This is a genomic window from Lederbergia wuyishanensis (assembly GCF_022900255.1).
GTDB classification, from domain to species: domain Bacteria; phylum Bacillota; class Bacilli; order Bacillales; family Bacillaceae_C; genus Lederbergia; species Lederbergia wuyishanensis.
In genome coordinates this window covers 1-15,256 of sequence record NZ_JALIRM010000018.1, presented here as the reverse complement: position 1 = coordinate 15,256, position 15,256 = coordinate 1, and the positions used below count along the sequence as shown (strand labels likewise).

Here is a 15,256-nt window from a genome sequence, read left to right as displayed (position 1 = left end):
GATCCGTAATTTAAGTTATTCTGCTTAAGAAATAATTTCTTGGATTTTTTGGTAAATAGGTGGGGGATTGAAAAAACTCTTAGCATTTTTTGCTAAGAGTTTAATCGAATTATACTTAATTACAGCCTACTGCAACAATGGAGCCCTGAGGTACAGGAGCTGCACCGTTTTGGTCAAAGAAACCTGTAATGACAAAGCTTTGAACATTGTCTTTAGCTGCTGTTGCTACTTCATCTCTAAATACTGCTTCGAAGGGAAATTGTACACCATTGACTAAACCAGTCCCATCTACAGTTACAACACAGTTTTGACCTTCTTTCTTACATGTGACAGATGTAATGGCATTAGCTGTGAATGTAAAAGAGTTTGCGCCAGTTTCTGTATCAACAAATTGCAATGATAGGGTTGAAGTTTCAAGGGAGTTTACGCAAACATCTGCCAAGTAGGTTAAATCTCCTTTTGTTGTTCCGTTTTGACCAGTGAATTTTACATTATTATCAGCAGAGAATGCATTAACTTCAACACCACAAGTACAAGCTACACCCATAAATAATACCTCCTTTCTAATAGGATATTACAATATATTAAAGGAGATCGTTATTCGGCAATGTGTTTGTCATTGGTTAATTGTACATTTTTGGCTTTCTCTTTTACTTTTATTCTGGCTACAAGTTCAATGATAGCTTTGCTGTACATGTCACTTTTAATCAATACAATCGTATTTTTATCTATAATTTTACTTAATAAATTGTAGACGAGAATGCTATTGTTAAATGTATAAACTTTGGATTTAAAACCACATTTTACTGCATGATCTGCAATTATTTTTGCATGCATACCGATTGTTATAAGTACATCCACATCGTGATTATTTACTATTTCTCCAGCCTTTTGGTGAATATAATATCCCCATGAACCAACATCAGTAATTGTTCCGATTATGGCTATCTTTTTTCTTCCTTTTCCAATTTCATCTAATACTTTAAGTGCTGCTTCCAATGAGGTTGTTGTGCTGCTCCAAGTATCATCTAAAATTGTAGAGCCATTTAAACCATCTAAAACTTGTAATTGTTTGTTGAATTTACGGAATGTTTTAAGGCGCTGAACTGCTTCAGTAGGATCAATTCCAATTTCGTTTACAGCTGCTATAGCGGAAAGTGCATTATATACTTGATGTTCTCCATACCCATGAACATAACTAGGATACTCTTTTTGATTAAACTTCAATGTGAATTCCATTCCATCATTACTATATTGAATATTTTTAGCAATAAAATCACTACTATCAGCTTTACCAACTTTTATTATTCGGCCTTGATAATGTTGTAAATCTATTTTTTTACTATTTTCATCTTCCGCGTTGAGTATTAGTACTCCTTGATTTTTAAGTGCAGCCACCATTTCCCCTTTTGCTTTAATATATTCCTCAGGTGATTTACATCTATTTAAATGATGTTCACCAATATTTGTAATGATTCCTATGGAAGGTTTGTAATATTCACAAGCCAGCAAAACATCTCCAGGAGAACCGACAGCTGTTTCAAAAACGCCAGCTTCGGTATCTTCATCAATATTTAATAAATATTGTAAATGTGCAGTGCGGGAGTTACTCGTTATACCTGTTCCCGTAATGTTTTTATCAACAGATAATATATGCTTAATCATTTCTTTCGTTGTCGTTTTACCAGAAGTTCCGGTAATTGCAACAACTGGTAAGTTAAAAAGACTACGATAATAATGTACAAATTTCCAATAAGCTTTATCAGTGTCTTCTACTTGTATAATCGTCACTCCTTCAGTTTGCATACTCATATTAATATTCCTGTGAGTTACAATTACTAAAGGAAAAAATTCCTTTAAGTGATTAAAATTGACAATTCTTTTTTTTGAAAAAAAAATAGTATGCTTTTTATTTATATGTTTAAAACGGTATGCGCCATGATGAACAATGGTCTCATCGGATCCGTAAAGTAATTTTCCGGAAAGGATGGTTCTGATTTCTCTAACATCAAAGGACTTCATAATGAAAATACACTCCTCTCACGTTAGACATAATATGATTAATTTTACATATCGCTTGTACGAATATACTAATTTATTTTCCACTACCCAAACATATTACTCTCCGTAAAAAGACTAATTTTCGTATTAATCGTTCCTTCATGATAGGTAACTATACATAAAACGGTTCGTTTCATAAATATATATCGAGTTGTTTTTATTGAAGTTTATTAGGGAGTGGGCCGTTTGAAAACGATAATCTTTATAGGCACAAATAAATCTGGATCGAGCAGGGAGGCAATTAAAGCTGCAGAACAGTTAGGATACTTTACTGTCCTTTTCACGAAAAATGAAAAACAGATTCAACAAAGAAAAGTATATAAAGATGTTCATGCAATGATATTTGTGGATACAAATAATTATGGTAGTATGAAAAACGAAATAAATAAATTGAAGCAAAGAGGGCATGAAATTTTAACGATTGTTAGTTTTTTAGATTCCTATGTTCATATTGCTTCGCAGCTTTGTGATGAATACTGTATAAATTATACATCTTCAAGAGCAATAGAAATTATGGAAAATAAAGAAGAAACTCGATCATTCTTAAAGGATCAAAGTTACACGCCAAAATTTTCTATCATTAATCCAGGTGACTCTTTAGATTCCGTTAGTGAAAAAATGACTTTTCCGGTAATCGTTAAGTTTCCTAAATCAACTGGATCAAAAGATGTGTTATTTGCTGCGAATAAGGATGAATTTATAAGACATACTAAAAATTTGCAGGAAAAAAACCCAAACGAAGCAATGATTGCTGAGGAATACATTGAAGGAAAACAATACTTAGTGGAGGCTATGATTCATAATAATAAAGTGATGATAGCGGGGATTATCGAGCAGGAAATTATTAGAGGTCGTAGATTTATTATTACAGGGTATGGGATACTAGTAGATCCTCCAGTATATTTAATGTCTAGTATTGAAAAGATATTGAATTCAGTTGTCTCAAAATTTAATATTGTGAATGGAACTCTCCATCTCGAATTAAGAAGTACAGGTAGTGGGTTAAAAATCATTGAAATAAACCCTCGAATTTCCGGCGGGGCTATGAACAATATGTTAAAAGCGGCATATGGTTTTAGTCTAGTCGAGGAAACACTAAAATTATTTCTAGGAGAAACTCCTTCATTAGAACCTAAAGAAAAAAATCATATTTATACACAATATGTGATTGTTACCAAAAAAGGTATATTAGAAAGGGTAACAGGGAGAGGGAGAGCAAAAAAGTCCCCAGGTGTGGTAGAGGTATACATTAAGCCGAAAAAAGGGACACGACTTACACCCCCATTATCTTTAGGCCATCGATACGCATATGTAATTGCCACTGGCGACAGTATGATTGAAGCAAAAAGAAACGCCAAAAAAGCTGCAAAAGAAATTACATTCCATTTAAACGAGGACACCTAATAATTGGTGTCCTTATATTGTTTACAAACATTTTTACCAGGCTTATAATTGAGAGTTAATTTATCAACAAATTGAAAGGACACCCTTTTTATGTGGTGTCCTATTAATATTTAGCCATATTTTTCATCTAAAAACTTCACGGTTTCAAACATGTTTGTTTTACTAGCTCCTTTAACTAAGATGGTATCATTACTTCTAATGATTTTTGACAGTAAATCATGTAATTTATCTTTATCTGTAAAATGATACAATCTTTGTGCAGGAAATCCTTTTGCTTTTGCATGGTTAGTAATTTCATCTGTTCTAAAGCCATATGTGATTAAGTAATCAATCTTTTTGCTTACTACATATTCTCCAAGTTTTCTATATTCAGCTTCTCTTAAATCACCTAATTCCCTCATTTGTCCGATAATGGCAATTGTTCGGTGTTTACCGATATTGGAGAGCACGTCAATCGCGGCGCGAACGCCTTGTGGGTGAGAGTGAACGGTGTCATCAATGACTGTAATATTATTTTTGCAATTGTAGATTGTTAATCTTCTTGGTGGCTTTTTAAAGATTAAGCCTGCTTTAATATCCATAGGAGAAAATCCTAGTTGGTCTGCAACTGCAATTGCATTGAGAGCATTATAAACATGATGTTCACCTAAAATAGGGATATATAGTTGATTTACTTTACCTTGCAATCTTATTTTAAATTCCATTCCCTCTTTAGCATATTTTACGTCAAAGGCTCTATAGTCTGCAGCGGATTTTATTCCAACAGTAAGAATCTTTCCTTTAAATCTCTGTGTCTCCAAATATCTAGAATTTGCATCATCTTTATTCACAATAAGCAAGCCCTGCTGGTCCATTCCATGTATTAGCTCTGACTTAGCATGGGCTACTCCTCTAATATCACTATTGAAATTTCCAACATGTGCAAGTCCGATATTCGTTACAATGCTAATATTTGGTTTGATGATTTTACAGTGCTCTGTAATGACACCTTTGTATGCCATTCCATATTCCAATACAACAGCTTGATGAGAAGGATCAATAAGCTCTTTATGTTGCTTTGTATGTTCTGTTGTATTCCAATAATCCTTAGATTCAAAAACATTCCATTTCTTTGAAAGAATGGATGCCAGGAAGGCTTTTGAAGTTGTTTTACCTGCACTTCCAGTAATAGCTATGATTGGAAGTTCCCTTTTCACCTTATTTTGTTCTCTTTTAAGCTGCCTTATTTGTGCTTTTATAGTTTGTTGATTTTTAGCTAAGTACATGGCGTATCGAATAGAATTCGTCACAACATCTAACTCTAAGTAAAAAGCAGGTGGACAACCAGGTCGCCAATTCACTTCATAGATCCATATTTTATTATTTTGGTCTAAACCAACATCAATTCCAATTTCATCGATTACTTCATCATAGAGTACCATTTGTAACTCATCTAAATGTTTTGCAAGTGATAATGAAAAATGTTCTAGCGTTCGTTTAATATTGAATGCATTGTCTTTAAATTCCTGTTCTAGAAATGGGTCTAAATAATTCGTATATCCACCATTATTAATATTTGCAATAATGGATCCCATTGGGGCAATACGTGGATATATGGTCGTGATTACCCATTTTCCTTCTCCATTTTTTTGAACGTGGAGTCTAAAATCAAATACTTGCCCTGACTTAGTTACTGATGTTATATACGGTTGTAAAATATAGGTACCGTTTTTTACTCTTTCCCTAATAAGATTTGTTAATTGTTGAGTTGTATAAAATCTACTATTTAAATCTGTTTGTACCTGAAAACCATCGGCTTTTTTAGTAATGAAATAAATACCTTTACCCTTTCTTCCATCTATTGGTTTAAAAACAACTTTATCAAACGTCTCAACATATTTAAAAAAACTATCGCTGGATTTAATTATTTCGGATGGAATGAGATAGTTAGAAAATTCCTTTGCTTCATTTAGTCTCTTTTGTACGTTCCACTTATTCCCAATAGAGTGCGTAGTAAATGGAATTTTCTCTTTTAATTTTTGAATGATGTCTTTTGACTTATTTAACTTTTCTGGACTCCCCGCATTATATATAACATCTGGGAAAGGCATAACCTTTTCTACCCATTTTCCATTTTCATACACGTAGCCATTAATTTTACTGGTGGTAAAGTTAACTTGACCAGGGGAAAAGTAGAAAAATGTTGCACCTTCCGCTTTAGCCACCGCAGCATATGCATATGACTTAATGACCGTAGTCGGGTCTTTCCGATGATGTAACATTCCTATCAATGTCATTGAATAATCTCCTTTTTCATTTCTTAAATCCTTGTATATTAGATTCATAATCATATTCTTTTGTAACTGACAGACGTGTAGTTTTTAACGTGATTGTAGTTATAAATAAAAAATCACCCTATGCATCCTAGAGTGAAAATTTTTGTATTACCACTTTTGTTCAATAATAATCTTTCTTTTTATATAATCTATATCTAATGGCTGGATGGCTTTTATCTGTGATAATTCAATATTAGTTTGTGAGGAAGTTTTTTTTAGTACGATTAGGTCATCGATTGAAAGGGTATTTTTTCCGTGGATATCGAATGGGCGCAGCAAAGAAATCGTGGCTGTTCTGCTTTCTTCATCGATTGATTCAATACGAAAATAGTTTGTTACGAATGTTTCATTCTTAGTCGTATCCCTTCCAATTCGGTTAAATAAACCATTATTTGTATACATAATGAAAGGGATTGTATCTACTCCAATTAAATCTGAAAGATTATTACCAAAGTATTTTGAGGAAGATTCAGTTAGTAAGTCCTGCATAGCTTTTAGTTCGACTAGCGAGTAGTATATAGTGTGCCTTTTGTTTTGATTAGGCAATTTAGATTTCAGCCCCTTTCTTCCTTTATTATCTATAATATTGCCGACAAAAGGGGATGGTGTAAGTATTAATAAATATGGACCTAATTAGAATACCCATTTTTTTGGAGCCTTTTTCTCAAAGAGGTTCTAAATAAAATCTTATTTCTTTTACAGCTTTCATGGTATTTGCTTTTGCTTCTTCTTTTGATTTTCCAAGTGCAATCACACATCCGTATCGATTCCCCATAGAGTACGGTATGGTAAGCAAATCTCCTTCACTTACCTTTATGTCGACCATTTTTACGCCGGTATGTTTCAAGGCTTCATCTTTACCATGTATTTTTAAGAGATTCCCAGACGACTTTATAGTTAAATAGCGGGCATATACAAATTCATGTTTTGTAGGAATGATGGAAAGTTTTTTTCCAAGATGCATTTTAATAATTTCTTTAATAAGATTGATTCCTGTTCCTTCTTCAATAATCTTGTTCATATTTCCGCCGGACATTCTCGGATTTATTTCGACTAGTTTCCATCCACCAAGCGTATTTTTCATTTCAATATGGCATGAACCATTTGTTAAACCAAGTTGTTTTACAATTCCATTTACAGATTCAACCAAGTTATCATATTCCTCAGTTTCTAATTGAGCAGGATAGAGGTATCCTTCGACTATAAAAGTTCCATCATATACAACTTCTTGCTCTATGACGGCTATGATGAATACTTTATTATTTTGTACAATCATTTCAATTAAGTATTGGGGTCCAGAGATATATTCTTCGAGTAAAATGGGATTTATATTTTTTTTTTGTAAATGATGAATTGCATTGTTAAATTTTTCAAAACCATCTACGAAAATAACATCTTTTGATCCGTTTGAATTTGGGCTTTTTAGAATAAATGGAAAAGAGGGAGTATTATTCTTATGAAATTCTTCAAGTGAACTATTTTCATGTATGGTTGTATAAAAAGGTGAACTTTGGTGTTCTTTTAGTTTATTTCTGACTAAAATCTTATTTTCCATTAAGGAAAGGGAATTTACTGAAATGTTTGTCGAACCTAACCTATTGGAAATGCTTGCAGCATATGAAACAAAGGGATCAATAAAACTTATACATGCTCGAATTTGATGCCCTTCATCTTTTAAAATCTTAATCTCATTGAAAATGAACTCTTCCTCAAATAAATTTTTTAAATAAATTTGGCGGTCAATGGAGGGGAGGCAGGACGTTTTTCGGTCTGTAAATAAAACAATTAAATAGCCCATTTCTTTTGCAATTGTTAATGCTTCTACACTTGTTCCAGTTTTATTACAGCCAATAAAGATAATCGTTTCCACCGATTCAATCATTCCTTTTTTGAAGAAAAATATAATAAAATGTAGTAATGGTTCAGTCGGTTCGAAATGAGATACATATGCTTAAAATACAAATTGTTTTTTTTTCGTCTCAGGCATTTGCTTGTATCTAATAGGGGATTTTATGTTTCTCTTACTACTATTCAGTATTCTATGATTGAATAATGTAATGAGTAATTATTCTTTAATATTTTTTGTAAAATTGCTTAACGAAGAAATACCATGATAAAATTCATTTTAATAAGAACATTATTTAGAAGAGGGGCGATTTTATGGAAAATGGAGTAATTGGAGTAGATATCGGAGGGACGAATACTGTTATAGGAATCTTTAATCACGATCTAGAATTACTAGAAAAAGTAAGCATCCCTACATTGAAACCCTATTTTCCTGAAAAAACAAACAATCCAAAAGAATTCTTCGATTTAATTGCGAGTGAGGTAAATGCATTAGCCGAAAGGAATGGCTATAAAAATAATATAAGCTGTGTAGGAATGGGCGTTCCTGGTAAAGTGAACCCAAATACAGGTACAGTCATTAGAGCAGTTAATTTAGGTTATGAAGAAGTGCCATTTGCTTTAGAAATGGAAAAAAGATTGGGAATTCCGGTTTATATTGATAACGATGTCCGAAATTATACAAGAGGAGAAGCTTTGGCTGGAAGCGGAAAAGGTTCCAATAATTTAATTTGTATTACTTTGGGGACAGGTATGGCAGCAGGAGTAATGATAAACGGGCAAATGGTCACAGGATATGATTTTTATGCAGGTGAATTAGGACATGATCCGGTGCCAGGTGTAAATTATCCATGCAATTGTGGGAAAGAAGGCTGTTTAGAAACAATCGCATCAGCAAGTGGAATTAGTAGACTAGCTCAAGATGCCATACAGTCGGGGAAGCAGACCATCTTAAACTCTAACGAAGATAAGGTCACTTCAAAAGATGTTTATTTAGCTTGTTTACAAAATGATGATGTAGCACTAGGAATATTTGATTATGTTGGAAGAACTTTGGCAAAAAAACTTTTAACCGTTACATTTCTATTGAATCCTGAAGCAATCATCATTGGAGGTGGAGCTGCATCTGCTGGTAAGTTTATTTTAGATCCTATTCAAGAAGTATTTGAAAGCCACTATGCGAATAGTGAGCTGCCAAAATTAGTGATTGGTAGTCTTGGAGATTCTGCCGGACTAATCGGTTCAGCTCATTTAGCGGTAGCAGAAAACCAAAATATCTAAAAATAAGAAAGCACTGTTTCATTTTTTCGAATTGAGCGAATTTTTGTTGCAGTGCTTTATTGCTTGTACTATAATGAAAGCGCAAACAATAAAGAGGGGTGAGGGAAATGAGGTTATCCTATAATCAAAGGAAAGAGTTATTTGATAATGGTTTTGTAGTGATTCCAAGCGTTATCCCGCAAGTTATGTTGGATGAAGTAAAAAAGGCTATTAACCACTCGCTTGGTGAAGAAGGCATGAATAAGGAGAAGCTGCATATTTTACGTTCTCAATCATATTGTCCTGAGATTCAACATACTCCGGTCATCTCTGATCTTTTCAATAAGACTCCGGTTTATGATCTTGTAAATTCAGTTATTGATTTGGAGAAGACTTATCCGATCAACGGAGCACAAATTGCTTTGCGCTTTCCAAGACTGGAGGATCCCATTCCTCCAGCTAGCCCGCACATCGATGGAATGTATTCACCTAATAATGGAGTTCCTGAAGGGACAATCCAAAATTTTACTGCGTTAGTTGGAATATTGTTAAGTGATTTACCAGAAGAAGACTCAGGTAATTTTACAGTATGGCCAGGCACTCACCGCCAATATGAACAATATTTTAGGGAACATGGTCCTGAAGCATTATTGAAAGGTATGCCTCCGATAGATATGCCTGAACCTATCCAAATAAGAGGAAAAGCTGGAGATATCATCTTATGCCATTACCAACTAGCGCATGGCATTGGGCCAAATATTTCACCAAATATCAGGTATGCTACGTTTTTCCGAATTAATCATGTAGATGTGAAGAATGATTGGAAAGCACCGATGAGAGATATATGGATGCATTATAGGGAAAACATGCAAGAATTTGCAAAGGAAGAAAAAGTTGTAGTTGAGTAAATTCCAACGAAAGGCCTCGTTTAATGCTTATTCTTCAATTACATTACTTTGTTGAAGATAGTGGAAGGCTCGGAGCCTCTAGCTTGGAAGTAATGGCAGGGGTAATCCACAGGTGTTGAGACTGAGGAGCCTCTTCTAGTCCCGGCTCCTATAAGCTAGTGAATTACCGATCACATTAAACGATAAGTCATGATCGTCTCGCCTTTTTCTAGCTGCAGGCGCAGTCCCCTAGAGATTAAATAACCTGAGACAATAAGGTCAATATAATAACTTTTTAAACTGAAACATTTGCTTATTGCTTATCATATCATGACTGATTAGGCGCCATCTGCTTTTCGGTGCTTGAGGAAAGCTAAGCACCTGTAACAGAAATCAACATACAAGGTTACAGAGCATAATAAAAAGAAGAGATAATGGGTTTACCATAGTCTCTTCTTTTATACTTTGAGAAAGAAAAGGTGGATATCAAATGAAGATTACTAGTTTTGAACTTTTTCAAGTTCCTCCTAGATGGCTCTTTTTGAAAATTGAAACAGATGAAGGAATTATTGGTTGGGGAGAACCAATTGTGGAAGGTAGGGCAGCCACAGTTAAAACATGTGTAGAAGAATTAATGGGCTACCTGATTGGAAAGGATCCTTTACGCATTGAAGACCATTGGAATGTAATGTATCGGTCTGGTTTTTACCGTGGGGGTCCAATTATCATGAGTGCTATTGCTGGAATTGACCAAGCATTATGGGATATTAAAGGGAAATATTTACAAACGTCGATATTCCAATTATTAGGCGGTGCTTGTCGTGAATCTATTCGAGTTTATTCCTGGATAGGTGGAGACAGACCTGTAGATGTAGGTTTGGCTGCGAAAGCGGCAGTAGATAACGGTTTTACAGCCGTAAAGATGAATGGAACAGAAGAACTTCAATACATAGATTCATATAAAAAAATTGATGAAGCTATTGAGAGAATTGCAGCTGTTCGTGATGCAGCTGGCAATAATTTAGGAATTGGAATTGACTTTCACGGTCGTGTACATAAACCGATGGCAAAAATATTGGCAAAAGAATTGGAGCCATTTCGCCCGATGTTTATTGAAGAACCAGTTCTTCCTGAAAACAATGAGGCACTTAGAGAAATTGCGAATTCCACGAGTATTCCAATTGCTACAGGAGAAAGAATGTTTTCACGCTGGGATTTTAAACAATTATTGCATGATGGATATGTAGATATTATTCAGCCTGATCTTTCACATGCGGGAGGAATTACGGAATGTAAGAAAATATTTTCAATGGCGGAAGCCTATGATGTCGCAGTTGCGCCTCACTGCCCGCTTGGTCCCATTGCACTAGCTGCATGTTTGCAGGTTGATGCTACGGCCCATAATGCATTTATTCAAGAACAAAGTTTAGGCATTCATTATAATCAAGGTAATGATTTATTAGATTATATAAAAGATCCAACTGTATTTTCGTATAATGAAGGACATGTTACAATTCCGCAAGGTCCTGGTCTAGGAATTGAAGTCAATGAGGAATATGTCCGCAAAATGGCTGAGATTGGTCACGACTGGAAAAATCCTGTTTGGCGTCATCGGGATGGAAGTGTAGCAGAATGGTAATGTATGAAAGTTATCTTATTAAAAGAATAGAACAAGACAAAATCATTGCTATTGTTAGAGGTATTGAACGGAAGGATAGCATCCCTGTCGCTGAGGCATTAGTTGAAGGTGGTATTCGTTTTATAGAAGTGACCATGAACACAGAAGGTGCTTTAGAAATTATTAATGAGTGGCGGAAACATTTCAAACAGGATGATGTTTTCATAGGAGCAGGAACAGTATTAAATACGGAAATGGCATCAGCAGCCATTCAAGCTGGGGCTCAATATATCGTTACTCCAAATCTTGATGAGGATGTAGTTGAGTTATCATGCAAACAAAGAATTGAAATATTCCCTGGAGTAGTGACGCCAACAGAAATAATGAAGGCAATAAAAGCAGGAGCTAATGCTGTTAAATTATTTCCTTTGGGTTCTCTCGGTTTAGATTATTTAAAGGAAATTAGAGCACCTTTATCAAACGTAAAAATGATTGCAACTGGGGGAGTGAATTTAAACAATATTAGAGAATATTTTAAACATGGAGTAATGGGTGTAGGGATTGGAAGTAATATAGTGAATAAGACGATGATTGAAAACAGAGATTTTAAAGGATTAACCGAATTGGCAAAACAATATGTAGAATTAGCCAATAAAGAAGAGTAAAGAGGTATGATGGACAAGGCCTAAACGCTTACCCTGTCCATCATATTAGCTAATTAATTCTTTTTTAATACTTTGCACTGATTCCCCTTCAATTAGAGAAACTTGAATCAATTCGTTTTTAACTGGTTTATTTGCTAATAGTTTTAATAAATTCTTAGCAGCAAGAGCACCCCATTGTCGTTTAGAAAAATCAATTGTAGCTAGTTTAGGTGTAACGTATTGAGACAGTTCTGTATGATCGAATCCTATTATATGAAAATGTTCGCCGATTCGAAAATCTGTATTAGAAATATAATCATACATACCGATTGCCATATTATCATTTAAACAAAAAATAGCAGCCGGTTCACTGTATTCAAGGACGATTTTTTCCGCAGCCAGCTCCCCAGATTGTTTATCAAAAAAACCCTCAATTTCATGGTATTCAATATTTTCATATTGTTTTACTGTTTCTCTTACAGCGTGTAGTCTTTCATTTGCATCATAGGCATCGACATGACCTTTTACTATGTAAAGTTTTTTATGTCCTTTTTCAAGTAAATAGTCAATAGCGATTTTTGCTCCACCACGATTATCAAGCAAGATCTGATTAACATTCGGGTGTTTAACCTCTCTATCTAAGACGACCATTTTATGCCCTTGATCAGCATACCTCGTCAATTCTTCAGTAGAAAACCCCGCATCAAGTATGATAGCACCATCAATTACCTGTTCCGGCAAAAAACGATGTGAATTTTCTCCATAACAAACAATTACCTCATACCCTGTATCGGCAAGTGATTCATATATACCTTGCAATATAGGTCCAAAAAAACTTCCGCTATAATCGAGAATGAAAAATATTCCAATTATTTTTGTTTCTTGTTTTTTTAATGAACGTGCCATTGCATTCGGAACGTAATGTAACTCATTCGCAATCTCTTTAATCTTATTACGAGTTGTTTCTGGTATTTTTGAGCTTTCATTCAATGCATAAGAAACTGTTGCAACAGAGACTCCTGCTCTCTTAGCAATCTCTTTCATGCTTACCATGGTCTCTACCTCCAAGTAATATCAAAATGACATCGCTTACATATCTTTAGCTATTTTACTATAATAACAGAAATAAGTTAATCGTTTAAGGAAAAAATGTTTGTAAATATTACTTTCTACAGTAATAGTTGATAAAAAATACGATTTTTGACAAAAGTAAGCATATTTCGCAAAAATGTGTTGAAAGATAGAAAAAGTTGATATACAATTACATCAGTTGAAACGATTAACTCTATTAAATTTATAATTTGAAAACGTTTAACAGATTATTTTTTCAACTAACTTTGGTGCAGATCTACATATAAAAGGAGATGTTATAAATCTATTAAATATTTTAAAATAGTAAAAACATCTTCAATAAAGACCTACCATTCACATCTTTTATGATATTAGAATGTCTGCATTTTTCACTAAAAGTAGAAATGGAGAGATAAAAATGAGAACGATTCCAGTAGCAGTTCAAATGTACACTTTACGTGATGAAAGTGCTCAGGATTTTGCTGGTACACTAAAAAAAGTTGCTGATTTAGGGTTTGACGGTGTTGAATTTGCCGGATATGGTGGCCTTGAAGTGAAAGAAGTAAGATCCTTACTTGATGAGTACGGACTGAAAGCAGCTTCCAGTCATGTTGGATTAGATGAATTAAAAAACAATCTAGCAAAAGTGATTGAAGAACAAAAAATCTTAGGAAGTAACTATATTGTATGTCCTTATTTAATGCCAGATCAAAGAAGTGAAGAGAACTATAAAGAGCTTATTCAGTTTTTAGAAAAAGCAGGTGAAGAATGTCTTAAAGAAGGCATCACACTTTGCTATCATAACCATGATTTTGAACTTGATCGCTTATCAGATGGTAGAACAGCGCTTGAAAGTATTTTTGATGATGTAAGTTCTGAAAATTTGCAAACTGAGTTTGATATTTATTGGTTAACTAAAGCAGGAGAAAATCCAGTTGAATGGATAAAAAAATATCATAATAGAACACCGTTAGTTCATTTGAAAGATATGACAACAGATGAGGAAAAGTTTTTTGCGGAGTTAGGCACTGGCGGAGTTGACATTGAGGCGGTATTAAATATTGGCGACGAAGCCAATGTGCAGTGGTGGATAGTTGAGCAAGACGTAAGCCGAAAAACACCTCTTGAAAGTGTCGAAATCAGTATTAACTATTTGAAAGAAAAGTTACCTTATCTAGCCAAGTAAAACTCCGAAGGGAGAGGGAATCTCTCCCTTTTATAACCAATAATTTTGATAGCGCTTAATAAGGTAGAAATTGGTCTAGCTTGTATGATTTGGATGTAAAAAAGTTTTTGAAAATTAAATATCTCAATAATACACTGGCATTTTTTATAGATAAATTATTAATTCTAATGGGTAAATGGGGGGGACGTATGGAAAAGGCAATTGCAAATAAAGATGTCGTAATCATCCCAAAGAAGAAATCGATCTTCTTTAGACTAATGAATCAGTGGGAACTCCAATTAATGGTCATTCCCGCCATCATCTTCATCTTTATCTTTAGTTATATTCCGATGTACGGAATCATCATGGCGTTTAAGGATTACAACATTTTTAAGGGAATCGCGGAAAGTCCTTGGGCGGGATGGAAACATTTTAATATGTTCTTCACTGCACCAGAATTTTCTCAAGTCATGAGAAATACGCTTGTGATCAGTTTCCTTAAATTCTTTATCGGATTTCCGGCGCCGATCATTTTGGCCTTAATGTTGAATGAAGTAAGGCATATGTTCTTTAAACGGGTGGTCCAAACGGTGAGCTATCTGCCTCACTTCATATCTTGGGTTATCGTGGCGGGATTCGTCGGTTCGTTATTGTCAACAGATAACGGAAGCCTAAATATCGCATTGGAAAAGGTGGGAGCCATTGACGAGCCAATCAGCTTCCTGAGCATTCCGAAATATTTTTGGGCAATCCTTGTGACCACGAATGTCTGGAAAGAAATCGGCTTTGGATCGATTGTCTATTTAGCCGCCATTGCGGGTGTGGACCAACAGCTTTATGAAGCTGCCGCCCTTGACGGTGCAAGCAGATTCAAACAAATCTATTTGATTACAATCCCTTCCATTTTGCCAGTTATCTTAATCTTCATGATTTTGGCAATCGGAAACCTTTTGAACGCTGGTTTTGAGGATATTCTCCTTTTAGGC

At 34.5% G+C, this 15,256-nt stretch carries 13 protein-coding genes; 7 read left to right on the top strand and 6 right to left on the bottom strand.

The window, feature by feature from the left end; translation table 11 throughout:
- Positions 1–115: 115 nt before the first annotated feature.
- On the bottom strand, positions 116–547 hold the full coding sequence (locus tag MT489_RS20610) for a hypothetical protein (protein WP_244683444.1): 432 nt from the start codon (positions 545–547) through the stop codon (positions 116–118).
- A 50-nt stretch (positions 548–597) separates the two neighbouring features.
- A complete protein-coding gene (locus MT489_RS20605) occupies positions 598–2,022 on the bottom strand; it encodes a Mur ligase family protein (protein ID WP_244683443.1) in 1,425 nt (474 codons plus the stop codon).
- 225 nt (positions 2,023–2,247) lie between these two features.
- On the opposite strand from MT489_RS20605, the gene MT489_RS20600 reads away from it, so the two are divergent.
- A complete protein-coding gene (locus MT489_RS20600) occupies positions 2,248–3,465 on the top strand; it encodes an ATP-grasp domain-containing protein (protein WP_244683442.1) in 1,218 nt (405 codons plus the stop codon).
- 110 nt (positions 3,466–3,575) lie between these two features.
- Here MT489_RS20600 and MT489_RS20595 read toward each other — a convergent pair whose 3' ends face one another.
- From MT489_RS20595 to MT489_RS20585, 3 genes are all read right to left on the bottom strand, one after another.
- Complete coding sequence (locus MT489_RS20595; protein WP_244683441.1) at positions 3,576–5,741, bottom strand: YheC/YheD family protein; 2,166 nt, start codon at positions 5,739–5,741, stop codon at positions 3,576–3,578.
- Positions 5,742–5,888: 147 nt separating this feature from the next.
- Entirely contained in the window at positions 5,889–6,326 is a 438-nt protein-coding gene (locus tag MT489_RS20590; protein WP_244683440.1) for a CotY/CotZ family spore coat protein, read from the bottom strand.
- A gap of 118 nt (positions 6,327–6,444) precedes the next feature.
- Positions 6,445–7,650: an ATP-grasp domain-containing protein gene (locus MT489_RS20585; RefSeq protein ID WP_244683439.1), complete on the bottom strand. Its 1,206-nt coding sequence runs from the start codon at positions 7,648–7,650 to the stop codon at positions 6,445–6,447.
- Between the two features lie 290 nt (positions 7,651–7,940).
- On the opposite strand from MT489_RS20585, the gene MT489_RS20580 reads away from it, so the two are divergent.
- From MT489_RS20580 to MT489_RS20565, 4 genes are all read left to right on the top strand, one after another.
- A complete protein-coding gene (locus tag MT489_RS20580) occupies positions 7,941–8,906 on the top strand; it encodes an ROK family protein (protein ID WP_244683438.1) in 966 nt (321 codons plus the stop codon).
- Between the two features lie 107 nt (positions 8,907–9,013).
- Complete coding sequence (locus tag MT489_RS20575) at positions 9,014–9,793, top strand: phytanoyl-CoA dioxygenase family protein (RefSeq protein WP_244683437.1); 780 nt, start codon at positions 9,014–9,016, stop codon at positions 9,791–9,793.
- Between the two features lie 469 nt (positions 9,794–10,262).
- On the top strand, positions 10,263–11,411 hold the full coding sequence (gene dgoD, locus MT489_RS20570; protein ID WP_244683436.1) for a galactonate dehydratase: 1,149 nt from the start codon (positions 10,263–10,265) through the stop codon (positions 11,409–11,411).
- Positions 11,405–12,055 carry a bifunctional 4-hydroxy-2-oxoglutarate aldolase/2-dehydro-3-deoxy-phosphogluconate aldolase gene (locus MT489_RS20565; RefSeq protein WP_244683435.1) on the top strand — a complete coding sequence of 217 codons (651 nt, stop codon included), beginning with the start codon at positions 11,405–11,407 and terminating at the stop codon, positions 12,053–12,055. The genes dgoD and MT489_RS20565 overlap by 7 nt, the downstream gene beginning before the upstream one ends.
- A gap of 45 nt (positions 12,056–12,100) precedes the next feature.
- On the opposite strand, the gene MT489_RS20560 is transcribed toward MT489_RS20565, so the two are convergent.
- The gene (locus MT489_RS20560; protein ID WP_244683434.1) at positions 12,101–13,087 is read right to left on the bottom strand and encodes a LacI family DNA-binding transcriptional regulator; all 987 of its coding nucleotides are present in this window, start codon (positions 13,085–13,087) and stop codon (positions 12,101–12,103) included.
- A gap of 436 nt (positions 13,088–13,523) precedes the next feature.
- On the opposite strand from MT489_RS20560, the gene MT489_RS20555 reads away from it, so the two are divergent.
- Both MT489_RS20555 and MT489_RS20550 read left to right on the top strand, forming a co-directional pair.
- A complete protein-coding gene (locus MT489_RS20555; protein ID WP_244683433.1) occupies positions 13,524–14,291 on the top strand; it encodes a sugar phosphate isomerase/epimerase family protein in 768 nt (255 codons plus the stop codon).
- 257 nt (positions 14,292–14,548) lie between these two features.
- On the top strand, positions 14,549–15,256 hold a 708-nt coding region (locus MT489_RS20550), incomplete at its 3' end, for an ABC transporter permease (protein ID WP_244683498.1).